Here is a 22,698-nt window from a genome sequence, read left to right on the forward strand (position 1 = left end):
GAGGGGCGCTGACGGTTACCGCGGCCAGGCGTTGGCGATCGTGCAGAACAGCCGTGCCGTCTGCTCGGTGTCGTACACCGCGCTATGCGCTTCGTTGGCATCCCAGCCCAGTCCCGCCGCATTGGCAGCACGTGCCAGCACCGTCTGCCCGTATGCGATGCCGGCCAGCGTCACCGTGTCGAATACGCTGAAGGGGTGGAACGGATTGCGCTTGTGCCCGGTACGGGCGACGGCGGCATTGACGAAACCGAGGTCGAAATGCGCGTTGTGGCCGACCAGGATTGCGCGCTGACAGCCGTACTTCTTCATTGCGGCGCGAACCGGGGTGAAGATATGGTCCAGCGCGGCGCGCTCTTCCTTGGCCAGCCGGAACGGGTGATCCAGGATGATGCCGGTGACTTCCAGCGACTTCGGATCGATTTCCAGCCCTTCGGCCGGCACGACATGCGCGCTGGCGGTCTGCCCGGGGAAGAGCAGGCCGTTCTCGTCCATCTCGATCGGCACCGCCGCGATCTCCAGCAGCGCGTTGCGCTGGGCGTCGAAGCCGCCGGTCTCCACGTCCACCACCACCGGCAGGAAGCCACGGAAGCGTTGTGACATCGCACGCTGCGCCTGCGGTACTGCGGAAACGGGGGCGACGTCAGGTGCGGGGGTGGGGTCGGTCATGCGTGGATTCTAGCAGAGCGTTCCTGAGCGCCCGGTGCGCGCAGCCGGATGGGGCGTTGCGGGCGGCGCGCCAATCAGCGGCATCGCGGACCGGCTCCCGCCCAGGTGCCCCCGCCAGCGCCATGCCGGGCCAGCAGTGCATCGACGCTCAGCCTGCCGGCGCCAGCGAACAGCAACGGCAGCAGCATCGCCATGAACAGCACGGGCAGTTTGAAGTTGCCGAAGCCTTGGTCGCTGATTGCATACCCCATGGCGAGGTCGCCCAGCGAGTGCCATTCCATCGGCCAGTGCACCGCATGGGTCGCCACCACGGTCAGCACCAGCAGGCTGGCAGCGGCAAAGCGGGTGCCGAAACCGACGAGCAGGCAGGCGGCACCCAGCAGTTCGAACCAAGTGGCCAGTTGCCAGTTCAGCGCGGCCGGCAAGTGGTCGAATGGAAACGGAAAGGCCTGCTGCAGGTCGGCGAACCAGTTCTGGCCGTGCAGTTTCTCCAGGCCGGATTCGAAGTACTCCCAGGCCAGCAGTACGCGCAGGCCCAGCGGGGCCAACCAGGGGGCGAGACGGTCCAGCTGGCCACGCGCGGTGGCCAGGATCGGGTAGTTCATCGGGAATCTCCGGGAGTGGGGCGTCAGGGCGGCGGCGTGATCGGGCCGATTACGCCGGCTTGCAGGAACTGTTGCAGCAGGGCGGCACCGGCCTCGTCCAACGCGTGCTCCTCCAGCCCGTGTGCCAGTGCCAGCTGCCGCAGGTAGGTGTTGCCATCGGCGCCGGGCTGCTCGCCGATGCGGGCCAGCAGATGCACCGCCAGTGGGCTGAGGCTGGCGAAACGCACCTCACCGTCAGCATCGCGCCGGACCAGCAGGCCGGTCGGCTCGGCCGGAGCCGTGCGCGGCGCATCGTCCGCGCCAAGCCGGTGGACCGGCCATTGATACAGCAAGGGCCAGGCCAGCGGCGAACGCTGCAGGGCGACCACCCGAGGATCGATCGCGCCGGCCACCGGCAGCGGCTCGGCCTGCAGCTGGTACAACGCCGTTTCCACCCACTCGTAGTGGGCCAGCTCGGCCAGCGCCGGATGCGGAAGCTGCGGCTGTGCCTGCAGCCACTGCACGAACTCGGCGGCCAGTTCGGTGAACAGCGGACTGCGGCAGCGATGCGTCGCGAAGTAGCTGCGCACCAGGGCACTCCAGCCCGGTTCACCGAGCAGGCGCACGCAGACCGGGAACCCGTTGCTCAACAGACCCAGCAGGTTGTTGAACAGCAGGCGCTGGTACACCGCTACGCGTCGCGGCTCCATGCCGGCCGGCGCGGCCACGGTGTCCGGGTCGCGCAGATGGGCGGTGAACGCGTGCTGCTGCGCACGCAGCCGTTCCGGCGCTTCAGCCATGCGTGCTGCCTCCGGCTGGGTCGGCCTGCAGGCGGCGGATGGTCTGCAGCTCGCTCTGGAGCTCGGCGTATGGGGGGAAGTTGAAGTCGCGTTCGAGCAGGGTGGGGCGGGGGCCGATGCGCGCATAGGTACGTGCAAGCAGTTCCCAGACCGGATCGATCACGGCGCTGCCATGGGTGTCGATCTTCAGGTCCGGCGCTTCATCCAGGTGCCCGGCCACGTGCAGGCAGACGATGCGCTGTGCCGGCAGGCCGGCGATGAACGTGTCGGCGTCGTAGCCATGGTTGCAGGCGTTGACGTAGACGTTGTTGACGTCCAGCAGCAGGTCGCAGTCCGCTTCGGCAAGCACCGCGTTGGTGAAGGACAGTTCGTCCATGGACGGTTCCGGTGCCAGGTAGTAGGACACGTTCTCCACCGCGATGCGCCGGCCGAGCAGGTCCTGCACACGGGCAATGCGCGTGGCGGTATGGCGCACGGCTTCATCGGTGAACGGAATCGGCAGCAGGTCGTACAGATGGCCGTCGTCGCTGCAGTAGCTCAGGTGCTCGCTGTAGAGCGGCACGCGGTGCTCGTCCAGGAACCGGCCAACCTGTGCCAGCAGCTGCGTATCCAGCGGTGCACTGCCGCCCAGCGACAGCGACAGGCCGTGGCAGCTCAGCGGATGCCGCGCCGCCAGTTCGGCCAGTGCATCGCCTGCCGGGCCGCCTACATGGATCCAGTTTTCCGGCGCACATTCGAGGAAGTCGAAGTCGCCGGCCGGCGCCTCGCGCAGCGCCTGCAGCAGCGCGCGGCGCAGGCCCAACCCGGCGGCCGCCGCGGGAAGCGGCGACCGCCGGTGGGCAGCGCTGGCGCGGACGTCAGTGCTTGCCACCGCACTTGCCTTCGCCGCACTTGCCTTCGGCCGCCTTCTTGTCGCCGGTGCTCTTGGCCTTGGCATCGGTGCCGGCGGCGGCCTTGCCCTTGTCGCCACCACACTTGCCTTCGGCGCTCTTGCCATCGGCGCCGCACTTGCCTTCGGCATGCTTGGCGGCGTCGCCGGTACGCGCGTCGGCAGCCTTGGCATCGGTGGCCTTGGCGGCCTGGCCGGCCACCAGATAGCCCTGTGCCAGATCGCTCATGCTCAGAGCCGAAGCGCTGGCCGTCATGCCCAGGCCGGTGACAAGGGCGGTAGCGGTCAGCAGGGACAGGGTCTTGTTGGTACTGCTCATCGGTTGTGCTCCTGGGTGGTGTGGGCAGGTGCCCGGGTGGCCGGCAGAGGTGCCGGTGGAAGCGATCGTGCGCAGATCCTACTCAACGAATCCTCGCAGAGAACTCAAATTTTCGTGAGATTTTCCGCGCAGTCAGGGGGCGGGGCCTTGCCAGGCAGGCGCGGCGCCTTTGGAAATGCTGGAAGGCCCAAAAAGAAAGGCCGCTGTCGCGCGGACAGCGGCCACTCTGGAGTCGACTCCGGTGTTGCAGTGCAGCGTCAGGGCTGACCGGTGCTGGAGGTTTCGTCGCGCTTCTCGCGCGGCGGCAGCGGCTGCTCTCCATGCACGAGGAACCAGACGTTCTCGGCGATGTTGGTGGCGTGGTCGCCCACGCGTTCCAGATTCTTGGCCATGAACAGCAGGTGGGTGCACGGCGTGATGTTGCGCGGATCTTCCATCATGTAGGTCAGCAGTTCGCGGAACAGCGCGGTGTACTGCGCATCCAGGCGCGCGTCATCCTCGCGCAGGGCCAGCGCCGCCTCGGCATCATTGTCGCGGTAGGCCGCGATGGCGCGGCGCACCTGCTGTGCGGCCAGCCGGCCCAGGGCGCGCAGGCCCTGGATCTGCGGCAGCGGCGGCACCTTGCCCAGTGCGATCGAACGCTTGGCAACGTTGGCCGCGTAGTCGCCGATCCGCTCGATGTCGGCGGGGATGCGCAGGCCCGCAAGGATTTCGCGCAGGTCGCGCGCCATCGGGCCGCGCAGCGCAAGGCGCATCACGTCGTGGCTGATCTGCTGCTCCAGTGCATCGATCGCCTCATCGTTGGCGATGATGCGATGGGCGGCGTTCTCATCGCGCTTCTCGATCACGTCCATCGATGCTTCGAGCTGGGCGACGGCCATCTCGCCCATGCGCACGATTTCGGCCACCAGGCGCTGCTGCTCTTCGTCGTAGCTCTTGACGATGTGGTCGTTGGGAAGATTCATGGTTGTTCCGTCATGTAGAGCCGGGCCATGCCCGACTGGCGTTGTCTGTGAAGAAGCCGCGGTCCGGTCAGCCGAAGCGACCGGTGATGTAGTCCTCGGTCTGCTGCTTGGACGGCTGCGAGAAGATCACTTCGGTGCGGTCATGTTCGATCAGGTCGCCCAGGTACATGAAGGCGGTGTAGTCCGATACGCGGGCGGCCTGCTGCATGTTGTGGGTGACGATGACGATGGTGTAATCGTTCTTGAGCTCTTCCACCAGCTGCTCGATGCGGCTGGTGGAGATCGGGTCCAGTGCCGAAGTCGGTTCGTCCAGCAGCAGCACGTCGGGGCGCAGGGCGACGGCGCGGGCGATGCACAGGCGCTGCTGCTGGCCACCGGAAAGACCCAGCGCGCTCTGGTTGAGCTTGTCCTTCACCTCGTCCCACAGCGCGCCCTGACGCAGTGCCTGCTCGACGCGGTCGCTCATCTCACCCTTGGACAGCTTCTCGTGGTGGCGGATGCCGTAGGCCACGTTCTCGAAGATCGTCATCGGGAACGGCACCGGCTTCTGGAACACCATGCCTACTTTGCTGCGCAGCCGGTTCATCGGGAACTTCGGCGACAGGATGTTCTCGCCGTCCAGCAGCACTTCGCCGCGTGCTTCCAGCTTCGGGTACAGCGCGTAGATGCGGTTGAAGATGCGCAGCAGGGTCGACTTGCCGCAACCGGAAGGGCCGATCAGCGCGGTGACGCGCTTTTCCGGGATCTCCAGGTTGATGCCCTTGAGGGCGTGGAACTTGTCGTAGTAGAAGTCCAGGCCACGCGCAGCGAGCTTGACCGGAGCCGGGGTATGCAGGTTCTCGTGCGAGGCCGGCACGGCGATGCGCTGCATCGGCACGGCATTGGAAAGATCGTTCATGGTGGTTTCCACGGAAAGGTCAGTCATGGGAGATGCGGTTGCGCAGCAGGAGGCCGCGGGCGGCGAGGCTGACCAGCAACACGAAGACGGTCAGCACCAGGGCACCGGCCCAGGCCAGCACCTGCCAGGATTCGTACGGGCTGCCGGCGAACTGGTTCATCACCACCGGCACCGAGGCCATCGGCTGGAACACGTTGCTGTTCCAGTACTGGTTGCCGAAGGCAGTGAACAGCAGCGGTGCGGTCTCACCGGAGATGCGGGCCAGCGCCAGCAGGATGCCGGTGATGATGCCGGCCGAGGCGCTGCGGTAGAGCACCTGCACGATCACCTTCCATTGCGGGATGCCCAGCGACAGCGCCGCTTCGCGCATCTGCGAGGGCACCAGGCGCAGCATTTCGTCGGTGGTACGCACCACCACCGGCAGCACGATGAAGGCCAGCGACAGCGCGCCGGCGAAGGCGGAGAACTGGCCGCCGGTCTGCATCACGTACAGGGTGTAGACGAACAGGCCCAGCACGATCGACGGGGCCGACAGCAGGATGTCGTTGACGAAGCGGACCACGGTGCCGGCCTTGCGGGCATTGCCGTACTCGGCCAGCCAGGTGCCGGCCAGGACACCCAGCGGGGTGCCGATGCCGATCGCCAGCGCACACATCACCGCGCTGCCGAAGAAGGCGTTGGCCAGGCCGCCTTCCTGCATGGGCGGCGGTGTCATCTTGGTGAACAGGTCCAGGTTGATGCCGGCCAGGCCCTTCGCGGCCAGGGTGAACAGGATCCAGCCCAGGAAGAACAGACCGAACAGCGCGGTGGCGCAGGACAGCGCGATGGCGACGACATTGCCGATGCGGCGGCGCAGGTACAGCGAGTCAGCGGTGGTGGACATCAGTTGCCCTCCTTGCGGGCCAGGCGCATCAGCATCAGGCGGGCGATGGCGAGCACCACGAAGGTGACGATGAACAGGACGAAGCCAAGCAGCAGCAGCGCCGAGCGGTAGGTTTCAGTGGCCTCGCCGAAGTCGTTGGCGATCAGGGCGGCGATGGTGGTGCCCGGCTCCAGCAGCGACGGCGACAGGCGCACGCTGTTGCCGATCACGAAGGCCACGGCCATGGTCTCGCCCAGTGCGCGGCCAAGGCCGAGGAAGACGCCGCCGATCACCGCCGAACGGGTGTAGGGCAGCACGATGTCCCAGCTCACTTCCCACTTGGTCGACCCCAGCGCATAGGCCGATTCCTTCAGGCGGGTCGGTACGGTCAGGAACACCTCGCGCATGACCGAAGAGATGAACGGGATGACCATGATGGCCAGCACGAAGCCGGCGGTCAGCATGCCGATGCCCAGCGGTGGGCCCTGGAATATCGGGCCGATGACCGGCCATTCGCCCAGCGTTTCGTTGAGGAACGGGGTGACGTACTCGGTCATCACCGGCACCAGCACGAACAGGCCCCACATGCCGTAGATGATGGAGGGAATGCCTGCCAGCAGTTCGATGGCGGTGCCGACCGGCCCCCGCAGCCAGCGTGGCGCCACTTCGGTCAGAAAGAAGGCGATGCCGAAGCTGACCGGCACGGCGATGACCATCGCGATCAGCGCGGTGACCAGGGTGCCGTAGATCGGAGCGAGCGCACCGAACTTGTTTTCGACCGGATTCCAGTCGGAAGAGAAGAAGAAGCTCAGGCCCTGCATCTGCAGGGCATGGCGGCCGCCCCACAGCATCGACAGAGCCGCGCAGGCCAGGGCGATCAGGACGAAGATGACGGTGCCGACCAGCACCCATCGGAACAGTTTGTCGTTGCGGGCATCACGCGCGTCACGCGTGGACGGGGCGGCTACAGGCTGGGCGATGGCATTCATGGGGACGGCAGGGCCAGGAAGGGGCGGGGCGGCACGGCGTGGAAGACACGGTGCCCGCACGCGGCGGGCACCGTCGGGTCCATCACTTCAGTTCGGTCGCCCAGTAGGCCTCGATCTGCGTGACCAGTTCGGCCGGCAGCGGCACATAGTGCAGCTCGTTGGCCTGGGCCTGGCCGTTCTCGAAGGCCCACTTGAAGAAGGCCAGGGTGTCCTGGTTGCGCTTGGCATCCTTCGGCTGCTTCTGCATCAGCATGAAGTTGGTGGCGGTGATCGGCCACGCCTGCTCACCCGGAGCATTGGTGATGACCAGATTGAAGTCCTTGGCGCTGGCCCAGTCGGCGCTGGCGGCCGCAGCGGCGAAGGTCTCCGCGCTCGGCTGCACCCAGGTGCCGGCGGCATTCTGCAGCGAGGTGTACGGCATGGCGTTCTGCAGCGCGTAGGCCAGTTCGACGTAGCCGATCGAGCCCTTGATCTGCTTGACGTACGAGGCGACGCCTTCGTTGCCCTTGCCGCCCACACCGTCCGGCCACTGCACCGAAGTGCCTTCGCCGACCTTGCTCTTCCACTCCGGGCTGACCTTGGACAGGTAGTTGGAGAAGTTGAAGGTGGTGCCCGAACCGTCCGAACGGTGGACGATGGTGATCTTGCCGTCCGGCAGGGTCACGCCAGGGTTGGCAGCGACGATCGCCGGGTCGTTCCAGGTCTTGACCTTGCCGAGGAAGATGTCGGCCAGCAGGGCGCCGCTCAGGCGCAGCTTGCCGGCTTCCAGGCCTTCGATGTTGACGACCGGCACCACGCCGCCGATGGCCGACGGGAACTGGGCCAGGCCGGCCTGCGCCAGCTCCTCGCTGCTCAGCGGCTTGTCGGACGAGCCGAAGTCGACCGTGCCGGCCTTGATCTGGGCGATGCCGCCGCCGGAACCGATGGACTGGTAGTTGATCTTGGCGCCGGTGCTGGCGTTGTAGTCGGCCGACCACTTCGACACCAGCGGGAAGATGAAGGATGCGCCGGCGCCGGAGACTTCGGCGGTCACCTTCGCACCGGCGGCAGCCGGGGCAGCGGCACCGTCGGCGGCCGGCTGCTGCGCGGCCTGCTTGTCGCCACCGCAGGCCGACAGGCCCAGGGCGATGGCCAGGGAAAGGGCGGCGAGGCCGGCCGAGTGCAGTTTCATGGTCACTCCATAGCGGGGAAGAGCCGACGGCGTCGGCGGATGCGGCTATGAAATGATGTTTTTGTTACAGCCGTATGACGTCCATGACAGAGGTGTCCTGGATCACGTTCCGACAAGGGTTTCACAGGGTCGTCGCCCACGGCGGACATCCCCGGAGACCGCCGTGGCCGCCCGATCTGCGCACCGGCAGGGTTGCCCCGGGCCGGTGCAGGATCGAGCCCCACGCCCCGCTGCGACGGCAGGCCGGACCCCACAAACGAGAAGAGCGCGAGATCCCGAGGATCTCGCGCCCGGTGGGGCCGGCGGGGGAGAGAGGACCCGCCGGCCCCGCTCCTGCGGGGGAGGTCTTGCTCAGTACTTCAGGTTCTGGGTCCAGTAGGTCTCGATCTGGCGGACCAGGGTGTCCGGCAGCGGCACGTAATCAAGCTGCTTGGCCTGCTGGTCGCCGTTCCTGTAGATCCAGCGGAAGAACTCCTGCGTGGCCTTGGCACCGGCGACGTTCTTCGGCTGCTTGCGGACCAGGATGAAGTTGGTGGCGGTGATCGGCCACGCATCGGCACCCGGGGCATTGGTCATCACCAGGTAGAAGTCACGGGCATTGGCCCAGTCGGCGCTGGCGGCGGCGGCCGAGAACGAGGCGTCCGACGGCTGCACGATCTTGCCCGCGGCGTTCTTCATTGCCGCGTACGACATCTTGTTCTGCAGCGCATAGGACAGCTCGACGTAGCCGATGCCACCCTTGATCTGCTTGACGTAGGCGGCCACGCCTTCGTTGCCCTTGCCGCCGATGCCCGCCGGCCACTGCACCGAGGTGCCTTCACCGACCTTGCTCTTCCACTCCGGGCTGACCTTGGACAGGTAGTTGACGAAGTTGAAGGTGGTGCCCGAACCGTCGGAGCGGTGCACGATGGTGATCTTGCCGCTGGGCAGGGTCAGGCCCGGGTTCAGTGCAGTGATGGCCGGATCGTTCCAGGTGGTGATCTTGCCCAGGAAGATGTTGGCCAGGGTCGGGCCATCGAGCTTCAGCGCACCCGGTGCGACGCCGGCGACGTTGATCACCGGCACCACGCCGCCGATCACCGACGGGAACTGGGCCAGGCCGGCGGCAGCCAGTTCTTCCGGCTTCAGCGGCGCGTCGGAGGAACCAAAATCGACGGTCGCTGCCTTGATCTGGGCAATGCCGCCGCCGGAACCGATCGACTGGTAGTTGACCTTCTTGCCGGTGGCGGTGCTGTAGTCCGCCGACCACTTGGACATCACGGGGTAGATGAAGGAGGCGCCCGCGCCGGTGACATCGGCAGCATTGGCGGCGAACACGGACGACGCGGCCAGGATGGCGACAGCGGCGCGCGACTTGAAGGCGTGGATCACGGGAGAGACTCCTGGGGTGGTCGAAGGGCGGTTGCCCAACGTATCGGTGCACATTCCATAACGATTCCGTGACACGGAAAGGTCTGTCATATGACGCCGGTGTGACATCGGATGAGGGGATCGCGCTGCGGTACAGGCGCTACCGGACGTGGCAAGGGCACGACCGCAGTCGTGCCCTTGCCGGTGCATGGTGCGATGACGCGGGCTCTTACCAGAAGAACTGCGCGCGGGCTTCCAGGATGTTCGGATCGTCATTGACGAAGCCGCGGGCGCTGGAGCTGTACTTCTTGCTGTCGACCTTCACGTAGTTCAGCATCAGCTTGAAGTTCGAGCGCCAGTACCAGTTGGCGCCGACGGTCCACACATCCATCTTGCCGCCGAGCACGCCATCGACGATCGGCGGGCGACCGGCGACCGGGTTCGCGGCCAGGTTGCCGTCGTTGAGGTCCATGTGGTCGTAGCGCACGCCCAGCTGCCACTGGCCGCTGGCCGGGTTGTTCGGCAGGCCGGTGCCGGGCGTGCCGCCCTTGTAGCTCCAGGTCTCGCCGGTGACATTCCACAGGCCGCTGATGTAGTAGCCGTCGCTGGTGTAGTTGTCGTGGTCGTAGCGCTTGGCCTTGCTGGTGTAGTACTCGGCCTGGGCCTTGAACGGGCCCTGGAAGTACATGGCTTCGGCGCCGACGGTGCTGATTCGGTCGGTGTCGGTCAGGTTGCCGCTGTCGATCAGGCGGGCGGTGGCCAGGTCGGCGTTCGGACGCGCACGCACGCGCAGGGTGTCAGCGTCGGCATCGTAGTCCACGTAGCTCAGGCCGAAGTGCAGGACCTGGCCCTTCTCGTTGATCGGAGCCCAGGTGCCACGCGCGCCATAGCCGCTGCCATGGGCCAGGTTGCGGGTCAGCTCGCGGCCGAAGGCGCTGGCGGTGACCGACCAGTTGTCCTGGCCGTAGCTGTAGGCGCCACCCAGGCGGCGGGCGATCGCGTAGGTATTGGTGACCGCGGCCTTGGAGATGAAGTCGTTGTTCTTGGTGCTGGACAGCTCTTCCAGGCTGTTGGGCTGCTTGAACTGGCCGACCTGGATGAAATGGTTGGCATTGCCCAGCAGCTTGTACTTCACGTTGGTGTCGAGGAACTTGTCGGCCTTGGCGTCGTAGCCGAGCACCCACTCCACGTTGCCCGGGCCCTTGCCCTTGAGCACCAGCTCGGCGCGGCGCAGCTCGAACTCGCTGTCCTTGCCGTTGCCGGCATCGCCACCATTGAGGTCCACGACGTCGTTGTGGAACCAGTTGCCGTCGGCCTGGACCAGGCCTTCGAAGGTGATTTCCGAACCGCCGATCACGTCGATGGCGACTTCAGCGTGGGCAGCCGGCACATAGAGCGCAGCGGCCACGGCCACCGTCAGGAGTTGGTGATGCAGTTTCATGGAGAGGAGCCTTGCAGGCAGGTGGGAAGATGCGCGCAGGCTAGAAGGTAAAGATTGCGTAAATGTGACAGTTTCCGCGCGCAGTCTGTCCGCCGCGACCCTTGCCACGACTGGGCCCGGCATTGATGCCGGGCCGATATGACGTGGGGATTGCGCTGCGATGGCATTTACCCGCAGGCGCTGCGCGGATGCCTCAGGGGGCCGGTGTCTTGTCCTTGAAGCGGCACAGATCAGCGATCACGCATCCCGGGCAGTCCGGCTTGCGTGCCTTGCAGACGTAGCGTCCGTGCAGTATCAACCAGTGATGTGCGTCGAGCAGGAATTCATCAGGAATCGCCTTCACCAGCCTGTCTTCCACTTCGCGCACGTTCCTTCCCGGCGCCAGTCCCGTGCGGTTCGCAACGCGGAAGATGTGCGTATCCACCGCCATCACGGGTTCGCCGAAGGCCGTGTTGAGCACGACGTTGGCGGTCTTGCGGCCGACGCCGGGCAGGGCTTCCAGTGCCTCGCGATCGCGTGGTACTTCACCGCCATGTTTCTCCAGCAGGATCGCGCAGGTGGCGATCACGTTTTTCGCCTTGGCGTTGAACAGGCCGATGGTGGCGATGTATTTCTTCAGTCCGTCCTCGCCCAGCGCCAGGATCTGCGCGGGCGTGTTGGCAACGGGGAACAGGCGGCGCGTGGCCTTGTTGACGCCGACATCGGTGGCTTGGGCCGACAAGGCCACCGCCACCAGCAGTTCGAACGGCGAGCTGTATTCCAGTTCGGTCTTCGGATGCGGGTTGAGTTCGCGCAGGCGCGTGAACATTTCCACCACGTCGGCGCGCGGCATGCTGCTGCCACGCCGCGCTGGCGCGCGGGCGGCCTTCTTCGCGGTGGCCATCAGCGCTCCTTGCCGGTGGCGCGTGCCTTGGCACGGGCGAGGATGGCGGCAGCGGCGGCGGGCAGCGCAGGTTTCACGTCCGGCGCCGGGCGCGGCGTGCGACGCGCATCGCGTTCGGCGTCGCGGCGGGCCAGGCGCACCGCGCGTGCGCGGTAACGGTCACGTGCGGCCCAAGCGCGCTGCAGCTGCTGCCGCGCCTGGCTGAGCACCTCCGGCAGTTCCGGGTGCCCGGGAACCTCGTGTGTGTCGCCTTCGTTGGCGACATAGTCCATCAGACCGGCCTGCAGGGCACCATCAAGATCGTCTGCCTGGACCCGGGCGAACAGCAGCGCGGGGTTGGGTCGGGATGCCATGGGGTCAACGGTTCTGGAAGGCGGGGGGACGGCGTTGCAGGAAGGCACCGGTGCCTTCGCGCATATCCTCGGTGGCGAACAGCAGGCCGAACTGCGCGCTTTCGTACTCCAGTCCCGCCTCCAGACTGCACTCGCCGCCGACGTGGACCGCATCAAGCAGGGCGCGCAGCGCCAGGGGCGCCGAGCGTGCCAGCTGCCGGGCGATGTCCTGCACACGGGTGTCCAGATCGGCCGCCGGCACCACCTCGTTGACGATGCCCAGCGCGAGCGCACGGGCGGCATCGATGGGCGCACCCAGCAGGCACAGTTCCAGGGTGGCGGCACGGCCGCACAGGCGCAGCAGGCGCTGGCTGCCGCCGAAGCCGGGGATCAGGCCGAGATTGATCTCCGGCTGGCCGACCTTGGCCGAGTCAGCAGCAACGCGCAGATGGCAGGCCAGTGCCAGTTCCAGGCCGCCGCCCAGGGCGAAACCGTTGACGCGGGCGATGACCGGCTTGGGCATGCGTTCGATCTGTCGCATCAGTCCTTGGCCGAGCAGGGAGAAATCACGTCCCTGAACCGCACTGAGTGTGTTCATCTCGGCGATGTCGGCGCCGGCGACGAAGGCCTTCTGGCCGGCACCGGTCAGCACCACCACACGCACCTCGGGGTTGGCCGCGGCGTCCCTGAACGCATCGGCCAGACCCTGCAGGGTCGCGGCATTGAGGGCATTGAGCTTGTCCGGGCGCTGGACGGTCACGGTGCGGATGGCGCCATCGTCGGTGACAGCGATCAGGTCATCGGCCACGGTGAAACTCCTGGAACGTTAAAAAAGAGTGATTTTGAACTCTGCCCGCGCAGACAGGTCATAGCCTGCGTGGTGAGTAGCGGTTACACGTTGTGGCCGTTATCCTAACCCGTCGCCTCAGGGCGGCGCAGAACGTCCCTGAGTTACCACCCCTGGAGAACTGTTTGATGAAGTTGCGTTCTATCGCGGTCGCCGTCGCGGCCCTGGCCCTGACGGGCAATGCCTTCGCCCAGGACGTCTCGTCCGAAAAGGGCAAGCTGAGCTACTACTTCGGTTACGACTACGGCAACAACCTGGCGGAGCTGACCGGTCGTGGTGAGCAGCTGGACATCAACTCGGTGGTGAAGGGTCTGCAGGACGCCTACGCCAAGAAGCAGCCGGCGATCACCGCCGAGCAGCTGAAGCCGGCCGTTGAAGCGTTCCAGAAGCGCGAGCAGGGTCGTGCCCAGGCCGCCAAGGCCGAGTATGAAAAGGCCGCTGCCGAAAACAAGACCAAGAGCGATCAGTTCATCGCGGCGAACAAGGCCAAGGCCGGCGTGCAGTCCCTGCCGAGCGGCGTCCAGTACCGCGTGATCGAAGCCGGCAAGGGTGCCAAGCCGACCCAGGCCAGCACCGTGCAGCTGGAAGTCGCCGGTCCGTTCCCGTACGGCCAGCGCCCGACCGAGGCCCGCCCGGCCCAGCAGATTCCGTCGATCAAGGTCAGCGAAGTCGAAATGAAGGCCATGCGTGAGACCCTGCTGCAGATGCCGGCGGGTTCGAAGTGGGAAGTCACCCTGCCGCCGGACCAGGCGTACGGTGCCGACCCGCGCACCCCGTTCCCGCCGAACGTGGCCGTGCAGTTCGAGATCAAGCTGGTCAGCGTCAAGTAAGCCTCAGCATCAACATCAACGCGCCGGTGATCCCACCGGCGCGTTTTTGTTTGCGCGGCGCGCGGCGAAGGACCGCATGCCGCATCTTCAGCCCGCGCAAATTCAGCGCAATCGCGCTACTGTTGCAGCGTGCAAACTACGGAAGACCCGGCGCGTGTTGTCGCAAGCCCCTGCATCGGAACGTGCAAGCTGGATGGCAACCGGCTGTGCCGCGGTTGCCGGCGGCACATCGACGAGATCACACGGTGGTCGTCGATGAGCGACAGCGAACGCAGCCACATCCTGCATCGCGTGCTGCCGCTGCGCGAGCAGCTGCAACAATCGCTGCACGGCTCGCTGGCCGACCATGATCGGCTGTTGCGCGCATTGCATCCGCTGGCCGCCCCGCCCGCCGGTGACGGTTGGAACCGCAGTGAACTGATCGACCTGCTGCCGCCGGGTCCGCCGGTGGAAGCGGCGGTGCTGGCCGGCATCGTGCCGCGTGCCAATGGCGCGCAGGTGATCCTGACCCGTCGCACTGAAACCCTGCGACAGCACGGCGGCCAGGTTGGGTTTCCCGGCGGCCGTACCGAGCCGGATGATCGCGATGCGCTGGCCGCAGCGCTGCGCGAAAGCCAGGAAGAAATCGCGCTGGCGCCTGCGCAGGTGCAGCCGCTGGGCTACCTCGATCCGTTCGTGACCATCACCGGTTACCGCGTCACCCCGGTGGTGGCGGTGGTCGATCCGGATTTCGTGCCCGTGCCGCAGCCCAGTGAAGTGGCCGAGGTGTTCGAGGTGCCACTGGATTACCTGATGGCGGCCGACAACCTGCGCCAGGTCGAAATCAATCATCGTGGCCGCATCCGTCATGTGCTCGAGTACGGCTGGCCTGGCCAGCGGATCTGGGGGGCGACGGCGGCCATTCTCTACAACCTGCGTCGCCGCCTGGAGCAAGTGCAATGAAGCCGATCGATCCGCCGTGGACCACCCTGGTCGATGTCGCCACCCTCGCCGCTGCACTGGGCGAGGACGTGCGCGTGGTCGACGCCCGTGCAACGGCGAGCACCGCCGTGCGTGTGGTCGATGCGCGCGCGTCGCTGGGCGATCCGCAGGCGGGCGAGGGCCAGTACCTGGCCGGTCATGTCCCCGGTGCGGTGTACGCCGACCTCAACCGGGATCTGTCCGACCTCACGCGTGCCGGCCACGGTCGCCACCCGCTGCCGGACAGCGACGCGTTCGCCGCACGGCTGGGTCGCTGGGGTATCGCCCCGGAGACCCAGGTGGTGGTCTACGACGGCAGCGACGGCAGCATGGCCGCCGCGCGCCTGTGGTGGCTGCTGCGCCTGATGGGCCACGCGCGGGTGGCGGTGCTCGATGGAGGCATTGCGGCCTGGCAGGCAGCGGGGCTGCCGCTGGCGACCGGTGCGGGCGAGGTTCCGGCCCAGCCGGCCTATCCGGGGCGCTTTGACACCACGCAGATCGCCAACGCCGACGAGATCACCGCCCGGCTCAAGCATGCGCCGGGCTGGTTGCTGGACGCCCGCGCGGGAGAGCGCTTCCGCGGCGAGGTCGAACCGCTGGATCCGGTGGCCGGCCACGTGCCCGGCGCGGTCAACCGCCCGTTCGCATCCAATGTGCTCGATGGCCGCATGCGCGATACGCAGGAGCTGCGTGCCGAGCTGCAGGGCATCATCGGCAATCGCGATCCGCAGCAGGTCGTACTGATGTGCGGTTCCGGCGTGACGGCGTGCCATCTGCTGCTGGCGATGGAAGCGGCGGGCCTGTCCGGGGCGCGCATCTATGCCGATTCCTGGAGCGGCTGGGTCAGCGACAGCAGCCGACCGGTCGCCAGCGGTACCTGAGACAGAACCGGGGTCAGATCCGTTTTCCTGCGCAGAACGGATCTGCCCCCTTCAGGCGGCAGTCCTGCCGGTTACCCGATCGATTGCAGGGGCACCTTCGCCAGCACCCGAGCCCACGGAAACAACGGCCCCGGATCGCGCTTGCGGGCCACGCTCAACGTCGGATCGTCACTGGCCTGCACCTGTTCCCGGTCCAGCTGGTCGTGGCCGGCGATCCGCTGCAGTGACGGGTAGCGCGCCACCAAGGCCAGCAGCAGCTGTTCCAGGGCCTGCAGCTGCGGCTCGGTGTACGGCTCGTCCATCGCCTGGTGACGGCTGTCGAACCAGTCGGGGTAGCGCCCGCTGTTGACCAGCTCGATGCCCAGCGTCCGTGCGTTCATGCCGCGGACGTGGTGGGCCACGCGCTCAGGTGCCACGTACTGCACGACGCTGCCGTCGCGGTCGATGTAGAAATGGCCGCTGTTGCCGGCGCCGCTGTCGTACAGCACCCGCTCGCCATAGGCACGGGCCGTGGCCAGGTCGGGCAGCTCGGTGCAGTGGATCACCACCATCTCCAGCGTGTCCGGCGCGCGCAGCGGCAGAAGGTCGTGATAGGGCAGGGGCTGCAGCAGCAGGCCGGGCAGGAGCGGGTTGGGCATGCGGCGATGCTAGCATTGCGCAATGAACCTGCATTCTCTTTCGTTGTCGGTGCGCGCCTGCGGAGCGTGTGCATGAGCCGCGGTCACTGCATCCTCTCCCATGGCTTCGAGAGCGGGCCGGAGGCCACCAAGGTCACGGCACTGGCCGAGGTCGCCCAACGCCTGGGCTGGACCCATGAGCGGCCGGACTACACCGATCTGGACGCGATGAGCGAAGTGAGCCGCGTCGGTGACGTGCCGGGGCGTCTGCAGCGCCTGCTGGAACGCGCTGCACATGCGGCGGCACAAGGGCCGCTGGTACTGGCCGGTTCCAGCCTGGGCGCCTACATCTCTGCGATCGCCTCGTTGCAGGTACCGGTGGCGGGCCTGTTCCTGATGGTCCCGCCGACCACCATGGGGCCCATGCCGGCGCTGGACGCCGCAGCGGTCCCCACCACCGTGGTCCAGGCCTGGCACGATGATGTTGTGCCTGCCGCCGGGGTGATCGCCTGGGCGCAGGCGCGCTCGGCACAGCTGCTGCTGGTGGACGATGGCCACCGCCTGGAGCGGCACGTGGAGGCATCCGCACACGCCTTCGAGCGCCTGCTGCGCCAACTGTGAAGCCGGGGCGCACGGCGCGCCGGCCCGCATTGACTACAATGGCAGCCCCGCCGCCCCCGGCGCGGGCCTGCCGGCCGTGCCCACGGCCCTCCTTTCCGACTGGCGCGGCTCCCCTGCCGCGCCCGACCACCTGCGAACCGATCCCGTGAAATTCTTCGTCTCCTGCGCCAAGGGCCTGGAATACCTGCTTGCCGATGAACTGTCGGCCCTGGGCCTGGACAAGGCCACTGCCACCATTGCCGGCGTCAATGCCGAGGGCGAGCTGGAGCAGGCGCTGCGGATCGTGATGTGGTCACGCCTGGCCAGCCGCGTGCTGTGGCCGATCGACGAGTTCGAATGCCCGGACGAGCAGGCGCTGTATGACGGCGTGCGTGCGCTGCCGTGGCATGAGCACATCAAGCCGGAGATGACCCTGGCGGTGGATGCGCATGTGTCCGGCGACAAGATCACCCACGCCCGCTTTGCCGCGCAGCGGATCAAGGACGCCATCGTCGACCGCATGCGCGATGAGGGCCTGGAGCGGCCGTCGGTCAACACTGATCTGCCGGATGTGCGCGTCAACCTGTCGCTGCGCAAGGGCCGTGCCTCGCTGTCGATCGACCTCGGCGGCGGCCCGCTGCACCGCCGTGGCTGGCGGGGGGCCGCGCACGAAGCGCCGCTGAAGGAGAACCTGGCGGCCGCGTTGCTGCTGCGGGCGCAGTGGCCGCGTCTGCATGCCGCCGGTGGTGGCCTGCTGGACCCGATGTGCGGCAGCGGCACGTTGTTGATCGAAGGCGCGCTGATGGCGGCCGACGTCGCGCCGGGCCTGATGCGCCACGGCAGCCTGCCGCCGAGCCGCTGGCTGGGCTTCGACAAGGTGGCCTGGAAGGCGATCCAGAGCGAGGCGCGCGAGCGCGAGGCCACCGGCCTGGCCGCGCTGAAGCCGGTGATCCACGGCAGCGACATCGATCCGACGGCGATCGAAGCGGCACGCGAGAATGCCGAAGTGGCGGGCGTGGCCCACGCCATCCGCTTCACCCGCGCCGACGTATCCGAGCTCACCTCGCCGGAGCAGGAGATCGGTGCGGTGGTCTGCAACCCGCCCTACGACGAGCGCTTGGCCGCCGATCCGGCGCTGTACCGCGCCCTGGGCAACGCGCTGCAGAAGGCGGTGCCGCAGTGGCGCGCCAGCCTGCTGTGCGGCAACGACGAGCTGGCCTTCGCCACGGGTCTTCGTGCGGCCAAGAAGTACCAGATGTTCAATGGCGCGCTGGAATGCGCGCTGATCGTCTGCGACCCGATCGCGGTGCCGGGGCGTGATCCGGCACAGCCGCGGGAGCTGAGCGAAGGTGCGCAGATGGTGGCCAACCGCCTGCGCAAGAACCTGAAGAAGTTCAAGAGCTGGCGCGCGCGCGAGGACATCACCTGCTTCCGCGCCTACGATGCGGACCTGCCGGAATACGCGGCGGCCATCGATGTCTACGAAGAGGACGGTGGACAGCGCCGTACCTTCCTGCACGTGCAGGAATACGCTGCACCGGCGGCGATTCCCGAGAACGACGTGCGCCGCCGCCGCAACGAACTGCTGGCCGCCGCGCGTGAGGTATTCGGCGTGCCGCCCGAACAGGTATCGATGAAGTCACGCGAGCGTGGCAAGGGCGGCAGCAAGTACGGCCGTTTCGAGCAGCGCGACGAGTTCGTGGTGGTGCGCGAGAATCATGCGCTGCTGCAGGTGAACCTGTTCGACTATCTCGATACCGGCCTGTTCCTGGACCATCGTCCGCTGCGCCGGATGATGGCCGAGCAGGTGCGTGGCAAGCGCTTCCTCAACCTGTTCTGCTACACCGGCGTGGCCAGCGTGCAGGCAGCCGTGGCCGGCGCGGCCAGCACCACCAGTGTCGACCTGTCCGCTACCTACCTGCAATGGTGCTACGACAACCTGGCCCTGAATGGTCAGGGCGGCAACCAGCATCTTCTGGTGCAGGCCGATGCGATGGCCTGGCTGGAAGCCGACCGCGGACAGTACGATGTGATCTTCTGCGATCCGCCGACGTTCTCCAACTCCGCCCGCGCCGATGATTTCGATGTGCAGCGCGAGCAGCTGCGGCTGCTGCGTGCAGCGGTGGCACGGCTGGCACCGGCAGGCGTTCTGTACTTCTCCAACAACTTCCGCCGTTTCAAGCTGGAAGAGAACGCGATCGCCGAGTTCGCCCAGTGCCGTGAGATCACTGCGCGTACCATCGGTCCGGACTTCGAGCGCAACGCACGCATCCACCGTGCGTGGGAGTTGAAGCGTTTGGGTTGAAGGTTCGCCGGGCATGGCCCGGCGCTACCGGCTATGCCAGCGCCACCACCAGGCCCAGCAACGGCAGGGTGATCGCCAGCGGCACGATCCACCGCGGGCGGTAGGGATACAGCCCGAACGACAGCGTCACGCCGCCCACCGTCATCACGCCCAGCCACTGCACCGGGCCCATGGCCCAGCCATGGTCGGCAACGCACAGGGCGAAGGTGACTGCCAGCAGCGACCAGCCCAGCACCCGCCACTGGGCGCGCCGTGCCGGAACGGCGGCTTTGCCGTGCAGATCGTGCTGGTGCCTTTCCATTGCCAGCGACAATGCGGTGAACGCGGAGAAGGAAAGCGCCAGCGCCAGCGCCAGCAGCATCATGCGCTGGCCTCCACTTCGGTGGCTTCGGTCGGTGCCCTGGGCGCAACAGTTGCCGCGGCACGCTTTTTCTTCTCGGCCGCAGACAGCGGTGGCGTCCAGCGCTGCATGCGCCAGCCGCACAGCGCCAGCATCGCACCGAAGGCGATCATCGACAGGTCGAAGCCCGCCAGCACCCAGTCGCCGCTGCGCAGGGTAATGCCCAGATGGGCGTGGGTGGTCAGCGCGTTGACCACCGGAACCAGCGCGAATGCGGCTGCGCCCAGGTACAGCTGCCACGTCCACATCACCCGTTTCGGCCAGACGAACGCGGCCAGCAGGGCGCCGCCCCACGCATAGAAGAACACGTTGGCTTCGGCATTGGAGCGATCGGCCAGATCCAGCGGCAGCAGCCGATTGCCCCAGAAGTAGGCGGCAAAGGCGATCGGCAGGCCGGCCACGGTACCGATGTTCAACGCATCGACCAGGCGCAGGCCGAAGCCGGTGCGCCCGCTCTTGGCATGCTTCGGTCGTTCCTTCACTGCCCACAGCACCACGCCACTGGCCACCATCAGGCAGCCGACCAGGCCGGACAGGAAGAACAACGCACGCAGCCCCCAGTCGGCGAAGCGCGCCAGGTGCAGGCCATACAGCACGCCACGGGTGGCGGTGGCACCACCGGAGGCCGGGGTCTGTTCCAGCAGCCTGCCGTCCACCATGTCGTAACGCAGCGAAGGCGTGTCAATGGAAAGACGCTTTCCATCACGCTGGCGGATGTCGATCACCGCGTTGCGCGCGCCCGGATTGGACACGGTGAAGCCGGCCACTTCGGCGCCATGCCAGTGGGCGCGCGCATCGTCCAGCAGGCGGGCGATCGGCAGCGGCGCGGCGCGGCCTTCGGCCGGCGCGGTTACTTCAGGCAGGCCACCGAAGGCTTCGCTGAAGAATTTGTCCTCATCCTGCGGGTAGGCCACTTTCACGCCCCAGGGCAGGTACATGATCATCAGGGTGACGATGCCCGTGTAGGTGATCATCGCGTGGTAGGGCAGCGCCATCACCGCGCTGACATTGTGGAAATCCAGCCAGGAGCGCAGGCCCTTGTCTTTGCGGAAAGTGAAGAAGTCCTTGAAGATCTTCTTGTGGGTGATCACCCCGGTGATGATGGCCACCAGCATGAACATGGCGCAGAAGCCGACCAGGTAACGGGCCCACAGTACGGGGATGTAGTGCAGGTCGAAATGCAGGCGGTAGAAGAAATCTCCGCCGCGCGTCTGGCGGGCGTTCAGTTCGTCGCCGGTGTTCGGGTCGAGCGTGGCATCGCCGAAGGCACCGCGGCGGCCACGGCTTGGATCGGCCAGCTCGGGTGGCAGGCGCCAGAACAGCTGCATGGCCGGGTTGCGCGGCTGCGGCAGGGTCACGAACCAGGTCTGGGCCTGCCCCGCATGGGCCTGCAGGTAGTCCACGCTGCGTTGCGCGGCCACATCGATGCTGACGGTGCTGGCCGGCAGTTCCGGGCGCATCCAGCGGCTGATCTCTTCACGGTAGTAGCTTGCGGTACCGGCCATGAAGATCAGCAGCAGCAGCCAGCCGACCAGCAGACCGGTCCAGGTGTGCAGCCAGGCCATCGACTGGCGGAATCCGTTCTTCATGCCCAGGCCCCCATCAGCCGCGCGATGCCGGCCATCAGCAGGGCAGGGGCGAGGATGCCGATCCACGCACGCAGGGCACTGCGGGTAGCGAATGCCCACAGCGCGGCACAGGCGGCAACCAGGATGGCCAGCAGCATGCCGGTCAGCACGGTCTGGCCCCGCGCGCCCGGCAGGACGACGGCACAGAACACGCCGGTCATGGAGGCCAGCGCATAGCCACCGAAGATCGCGGCCAGCGAGCGCGACAGGATGCCCCAGCGCGGGTTGCGGAAGAAAACACGGGAGCTGGCGGTTGCGGGCGAGCGGTCCACGGTGGTCCTGTCGGTCGGGGAGGGGATCGAACGCGCCTGCGGCCCCCTTGCGCCCCGCGCACGTCGCCCAGCGTGTCCCATCAATGCAGCGCTGCCCGCGCAGACGGGCAGCCGGAGGTCAGGGCTGTACATGGGCACCGGACAGGTCTTCCTTGCCCGTGCGGCCAAGCGCACCACCGATCAGTAAATGATAGGCATTCGCATTCTGTTAATCAAGGCTGCGTGACGAAAGAGGAGTCGTTCCGTGCCCACTGTAAGCGGACAGTCACTCTGCGAAATCGGGACACGGGGTTTGCAGAATCCCCAGCTCCGGCCAGTCAAGGGCGAATCGTCCCTGTGAGCCCCTTTTCCCTGACCGTTCGATAGCCCCTCAAACAGGGTTAGAACCCCGCTTCAAGCGGGGCTCAAATCGGGGGGAGCTCATCGGCCACCCACCCGCCACTGCGGAACTGGTTGCCACCAGCGTGCCCAGCGGACCCGGCCACCACCGTGCCATACAGTGCCGTCCGATGGAGCTCCTCCGTGTCCAGGGCGCCATCCCTCCCCCAACGCGGCACCAGCGACATCCGCGCGCCACCTGCGGCCGCCATGGCCAGTCGCTCCCAGTCCATCCCGCCCCCCAGGCCGCCCTGGCGGGCGATCTGCAGGCGGTCGGTCTGAGGGGTAAAGCGGAGGCGCCGGTAGGTGCGCCGAGCCACCACGTTGACGCCTGCGCCCAGGGTGCGCTCCACAATGCTGGGATCGATGCGCTCAGTCTCTGAGCCGGGCTCAATCGGTAGGTCTACCGCCTGGTGGGCGAACAGCTCGCCCACGTCCAGGCCCGCCACCCCAATCTCCACCTGGATACCCACGAGGGCCACAGTGCCCGCTGGAAGCACCCACCAGGCCGCGCGGCTGCCGTCCACCAGCTCGACCACCTTTTGGTTGAGCGAGGTGCCACCGAGGGCTTGACCATACGTAGCATCACCAGCCTTGCGCCCTGTGAGCTTGAGGGAGGTGCCGACCGGGCAGGACAAGCCGAGCATGCCAACGACACGGACGCCAGCGGCCGCTGGCCAGGTCAACCGCAGCCGGACGGCCGACGTACCGCCGCTGAGCCGAGCAATGCTTGTGGGCCGCCCATCGGTCAAGGCGGCGGGGTTTGCGACAGTGGCGCCATCAACGGCAGCGGTCACGCCTGCAGGGGAGAATCCGATAAGCATGTGGCAG

25 protein-coding genes are annotated in these 22,698 nt (G+C 67.1%); 5 read left to right on the forward strand and 20 right to left on the reverse strand.

The features are described from left to right. Nucleotides 1–15: 15 nt before the first annotated feature. From rnt to ACZLIF_RS07155, 15 genes are all read right to left on the reverse strand, one after another. On the reverse strand, nucleotides 16–600 hold the full coding sequence (gene rnt / locus ACZLIF_RS07085) for a ribonuclease T (protein ID WP_053518226.1): 585 nt from the start codon (nucleotides 598–600) through the stop codon (nucleotides 16–18). 140 nt (nucleotides 601–740) lie between these two features. Then, nucleotides 741–1,271, reverse strand: coding sequence for an HvfX family Cu-binding RiPP maturation protein (locus ACZLIF_RS07090; protein ID WP_111185747.1), 531 nt, complete (start codon nucleotides 1,269–1,271; stop codon nucleotides 741–743). Between the two features lie 23 nt (nucleotides 1,272–1,294). Continuing rightward, on the reverse strand, nucleotides 1,295–2,050 hold the full coding sequence (locus ACZLIF_RS07095) for an HvfC family RiPP maturation protein (RefSeq protein WP_128987826.1): 756 nt from the start codon (nucleotides 2,048–2,050) through the stop codon (nucleotides 1,295–1,297). Then, nucleotides 2,043–2,921, reverse strand: a complete 879-nt coding sequence (locus ACZLIF_RS07100; protein WP_128987827.1) for an HvfB family MNIO-type RiPP peptide maturase — start codon at nucleotides 2,919–2,921, stop codon at nucleotides 2,043–2,045. The genes ACZLIF_RS07095 and ACZLIF_RS07100 overlap by 8 nt, the downstream gene beginning before the upstream one ends. After that, nucleotides 2,908–3,258, reverse strand: coding sequence for an HvfA family oxazolone/thioamide-modified RiPP metallophore (locus tag ACZLIF_RS07105; protein ID WP_065181201.1), 351 nt, complete (start codon nucleotides 3,256–3,258; stop codon nucleotides 2,908–2,910). The genes ACZLIF_RS07100 and ACZLIF_RS07105 overlap by 14 nt, the downstream gene beginning before the upstream one ends. 257 nt (nucleotides 3,259–3,515) lie before the next feature. After that, the gene (phoU, locus tag ACZLIF_RS07110; RefSeq protein WP_053518201.1) at nucleotides 3,516–4,223 is read right to left on the reverse strand and encodes a phosphate signaling complex protein PhoU; all 708 of its coding nucleotides are present in this window, start codon (nucleotides 4,221–4,223) and stop codon (nucleotides 3,516–3,518) included. A 67-nt stretch (nucleotides 4,224–4,290) separates the two neighbouring features. Then, on the reverse strand, nucleotides 4,291–5,121 hold the full coding sequence (gene pstB, locus ACZLIF_RS07115) for a phosphate ABC transporter ATP-binding protein PstB (RefSeq protein ID WP_053518202.1): 831 nt from the start codon (nucleotides 5,119–5,121) through the stop codon (nucleotides 4,291–4,293). A 19-nt stretch (nucleotides 5,122–5,140) separates the two neighbouring features. Beyond that, nucleotides 5,141–6,004 carry a phosphate ABC transporter permease PstA gene (pstA, locus tag ACZLIF_RS07120; RefSeq protein WP_053518203.1) on the reverse strand — a complete coding sequence of 288 codons (864 nt, stop codon included), beginning with the start codon at nucleotides 6,002–6,004 and terminating at the stop codon, nucleotides 5,141–5,143. Beyond that, entirely contained in the window at nucleotides 6,004–6,972 is a 969-nt protein-coding gene (gene pstC / locus ACZLIF_RS07125; protein WP_053518204.1) for a phosphate ABC transporter permease subunit PstC, read from the reverse strand. The genes pstA and pstC overlap by 1 nt, the downstream gene beginning before the upstream one ends. Nucleotides 6,973–7,054: 82 nt before the next feature. Next, nucleotides 7,055–8,143 carry a phosphate ABC transporter substrate-binding protein PstS gene (gene pstS, locus ACZLIF_RS07130; RefSeq protein ID WP_053518206.1) on the reverse strand — a complete coding sequence of 363 codons (1,089 nt, stop codon included), beginning with the start codon at nucleotides 8,141–8,143 and terminating at the stop codon, nucleotides 7,055–7,057. Nucleotides 8,144–8,494: 351 nt separating this feature from the next. Beyond that, entirely contained in the window at nucleotides 8,495–9,514 is a 1,020-nt protein-coding gene (gene pstS / locus ACZLIF_RS07135) for a phosphate ABC transporter substrate-binding protein PstS (RefSeq protein WP_065174722.1), read from the reverse strand. A 208-nt stretch (nucleotides 9,515–9,722) separates the two neighbouring features. Beyond that, a complete protein-coding gene (locus ACZLIF_RS07140) occupies nucleotides 9,723–10,934 on the reverse strand; it encodes an OprO/OprP family phosphate-selective porin (protein WP_065174723.1) in 1,212 nt (403 codons plus the stop codon). Nucleotides 10,935–11,127: 193 nt separating this feature from the next. Next, nucleotides 11,128–11,817, reverse strand: a complete 690-nt coding sequence (nth, locus tag ACZLIF_RS07145; protein ID WP_128987828.1) for an endonuclease III — start codon at nucleotides 11,815–11,817, stop codon at nucleotides 11,128–11,130. After that, nucleotides 11,817–12,170, reverse strand: coding sequence for a hypothetical protein (locus tag ACZLIF_RS07150; RefSeq protein ID WP_053518210.1), 354 nt, complete (start codon nucleotides 12,168–12,170; stop codon nucleotides 11,817–11,819). The genes nth and ACZLIF_RS07150 overlap by 1 nt, the downstream gene beginning before the upstream one ends. Before the next feature lie 4 nt (nucleotides 12,171–12,174). Next, on the reverse strand, nucleotides 12,175–12,957 hold the full coding sequence (locus tag ACZLIF_RS07155) for an enoyl-CoA hydratase/isomerase family protein (protein ID WP_128987829.1): 783 nt from the start codon (nucleotides 12,955–12,957) through the stop codon (nucleotides 12,175–12,177). A 167-nt stretch (nucleotides 12,958–13,124) separates the two neighbouring features. Here ACZLIF_RS07155 and ACZLIF_RS07160 point away from each other — a divergent pair, with 167 nt between their 5' ends. The 3 genes from ACZLIF_RS07160 to ACZLIF_RS07170 all read left to right on the forward strand — a co-directional run bounded on the left by ACZLIF_RS07160 (nucleotide 13,125) and on the right by ACZLIF_RS07170 (nucleotide 15,667). Continuing rightward, entirely contained in the window at nucleotides 13,125–13,826 is a 702-nt protein-coding gene (locus ACZLIF_RS07160) for an FKBP-type peptidyl-prolyl cis-trans isomerase N-terminal domain-containing protein (protein WP_005408797.1), read from the forward strand. 129 nt (nucleotides 13,827–13,955) lie between these two features. After that, nucleotides 13,956–14,768, forward strand: a complete 813-nt coding sequence (locus tag ACZLIF_RS07165) for a CoA pyrophosphatase (protein WP_053518213.1) — start codon at nucleotides 13,956–13,958, stop codon at nucleotides 14,766–14,768. Continuing rightward, on the forward strand, nucleotides 14,765–15,667 hold the full coding sequence (locus ACZLIF_RS07170) for a sulfurtransferase (protein ID WP_053518214.1): 903 nt from the start codon (nucleotides 14,765–14,767) through the stop codon (nucleotides 15,665–15,667). Before ACZLIF_RS07165 ends, ACZLIF_RS07170 begins: the two co-directional genes overlap by 4 nt. A 71-nt stretch (nucleotides 15,668–15,738) precedes the next feature. Here ACZLIF_RS07170 and ACZLIF_RS07175 read toward each other — a convergent pair whose 3' ends face one another. Beyond that, nucleotides 15,739–16,305 carry an N-acetylmuramoyl-L-alanine amidase gene (locus ACZLIF_RS07175; protein WP_065174726.1) on the reverse strand — a complete coding sequence of 189 codons (567 nt, stop codon included), beginning with the start codon at nucleotides 16,303–16,305 and terminating at the stop codon, nucleotides 15,739–15,741. A gap of 72 nt (nucleotides 16,306–16,377) precedes the next feature. Here ACZLIF_RS07175 and ACZLIF_RS07180 point away from each other — a divergent pair, with 72 nt between their 5' ends. Both ACZLIF_RS07180 and rlmKL read left to right on the forward strand, forming a co-directional pair. After that, nucleotides 16,378–16,905, forward strand: a complete 528-nt coding sequence (locus tag ACZLIF_RS07180; RefSeq protein WP_053518227.1) for an alpha/beta hydrolase — start codon at nucleotides 16,378–16,380, stop codon at nucleotides 16,903–16,905. A gap of 145 nt (nucleotides 16,906–17,050) precedes the next feature. Next, nucleotides 17,051–19,189, forward strand: coding sequence for a bifunctional 23S rRNA (guanine(2069)-N(7))-methyltransferase RlmK/23S rRNA (guanine(2445)-N(2))-methyltransferase RlmL (gene rlmKL, locus ACZLIF_RS07185; protein ID WP_065181385.1), 2,139 nt, complete (start codon nucleotides 17,051–17,053; stop codon nucleotides 19,187–19,189). A gap of 31 nt (nucleotides 19,190–19,220) precedes the next feature. Here rlmKL and ACZLIF_RS07190 read toward each other — a convergent pair whose 3' ends face one another. The 4 genes from ACZLIF_RS07190 to ACZLIF_RS07205 form a co-directional block, all read right to left on the reverse strand. Beyond that, nucleotides 19,221–19,547, reverse strand: a complete 327-nt coding sequence (locus ACZLIF_RS07190; RefSeq protein WP_128987875.1) for a DUF3325 domain-containing protein — start codon at nucleotides 19,545–19,547, stop codon at nucleotides 19,221–19,223. A 2-nt stretch (nucleotides 19,548–19,549) separates the two neighbouring features. Then, entirely contained in the window at nucleotides 19,550–21,178 is a 1,629-nt protein-coding gene (locus ACZLIF_RS07195) for a PepSY-associated TM helix domain-containing protein (protein WP_128987830.1), read from the reverse strand. Then, nucleotides 21,175–21,489 (reverse strand): DUF3649 domain-containing protein, encoded by a 315-nt coding sequence (locus ACZLIF_RS07200; protein ID WP_053518219.1) that lies wholly within the window; start codon nucleotides 21,487–21,489, stop codon nucleotides 21,175–21,177. The genes ACZLIF_RS07195 and ACZLIF_RS07200 overlap by 4 nt, the downstream gene beginning before the upstream one ends. Nucleotides 21,490–21,893: 404 nt before the next feature. Next, the gene (locus ACZLIF_RS07205) at nucleotides 21,894–22,691 is read right to left on the reverse strand and encodes a hypothetical protein (protein WP_128987831.1); all 798 of its coding nucleotides are present in this window, start codon (nucleotides 22,689–22,691) and stop codon (nucleotides 21,894–21,896) included. Between the last annotated feature and the right edge of the window lie 7 nt (nucleotides 22,692–22,698).

Source organism: Stenotrophomonas sp. 2201_Sma, assembly GCF_056486685.1.

Excerpts from the sequence above, each read along its gene's own strand:
- rnt (WP_053518226.1), bottom strand. The coding sequence starts at position 600 with ATGTCACAACGCTTCCGTGGCTTCCTGCCGGTGGTGGTGGACGTGGAG.
- ACZLIF_RS07090 (WP_111185747.1), bottom strand. The coding sequence starts at position 1,271 with ATGAACTACCCGATCCTGGCCACCGCGCGTGGCCAGCTGGACCGTCTC.
- ACZLIF_RS07095 (WP_128987826.1), bottom strand. The coding sequence starts at position 2,050 with ATGGCTGAAGCGCCGGAACGGCTGCGTGCGCAGCAGCACGCGTTCACC.
- ACZLIF_RS07105 (WP_065181201.1), bottom strand. The coding sequence starts at position 3,258 with ATGAGCAGTACCAACAAGACCCTGTCCCTGCTGACCGCTACCGCCCTT.
- phoU (WP_053518201.1), bottom strand. The coding sequence starts at position 4,223 with ATGAATCTTCCCAACGACCACATCGTCAAGAGCTACGACGAAGAGCAG.
- pstB (WP_053518202.1), bottom strand. The coding sequence starts at position 5,121 with ATGAACGATCTTTCCAATGCCGTGCCGATGCAGCGCATCGCCGTGCCG.
- pstA (WP_053518203.1), bottom strand. The coding sequence starts at position 6,004 with ATGTCCACCACCGCTGACTCGCTGTACCTGCGCCGCCGCATCGGCAAT.
- pstC (WP_053518204.1), bottom strand. The coding sequence starts at position 6,972 with ATGAATGCCATCGCCCAGCCTGTAGCCGCCCCGTCCACGCGTGACGCG.
- pstS (WP_053518206.1), bottom strand. The coding sequence starts at position 8,143 with ATGAAACTGCACTCGGCCGGCCTCGCCGCCCTTTCCCTGGCCATCGCC.
- ACZLIF_RS07140 (WP_065174723.1), bottom strand. The coding sequence starts at position 10,934 with ATGAAACTGCATCACCAACTCCTGACGGTGGCCGTGGCCGCTGCGCTC.
- nth (WP_128987828.1), bottom strand. The coding sequence starts at position 11,817 with ATGGCCACCGCGAAGAAGGCCGCCCGCGCGCCAGCGCGGCGTGGCAGC.
- ACZLIF_RS07150 (WP_053518210.1), bottom strand. The coding sequence starts at position 12,170 with ATGGCATCCCGACCCAACCCCGCGCTGCTGTTCGCCCGGGTCCAGGCA.
- ACZLIF_RS07160 (WP_005408797.1), top strand. The coding sequence starts at position 13,125 with ATGAAGTTGCGTTCTATCGCGGTCGCCGTCGCGGCCCTGGCCCTGACG.
- ACZLIF_RS07170 (WP_053518214.1), top strand. The coding sequence starts at position 14,765 with ATGAAGCCGATCGATCCGCCGTGGACCACCCTGGTCGATGTCGCCACC.
- ACZLIF_RS07175 (WP_065174726.1), bottom strand. The coding sequence starts at position 16,305 with ATGCCCAACCCGCTCCTGCCCGGCCTGCTGCTGCAGCCCCTGCCCTAT.
- ACZLIF_RS07180 (WP_053518227.1), top strand. The coding sequence starts at position 16,378 with ATGAGCCGCGGTCACTGCATCCTCTCCCATGGCTTCGAGAGCGGGCCG.
- ACZLIF_RS07195 (WP_128987830.1), bottom strand. The coding sequence starts at position 21,178 with ATGAAGAACGGATTCCGCCAGTCGATGGCCTGGCTGCACACCTGGACC.
- ACZLIF_RS07205 (WP_128987831.1), bottom strand. The coding sequence starts at position 22,691 with ATGCTTATCGGATTCTCCCCTGCAGGCGTGACCGCTGCCGTTGATGGC.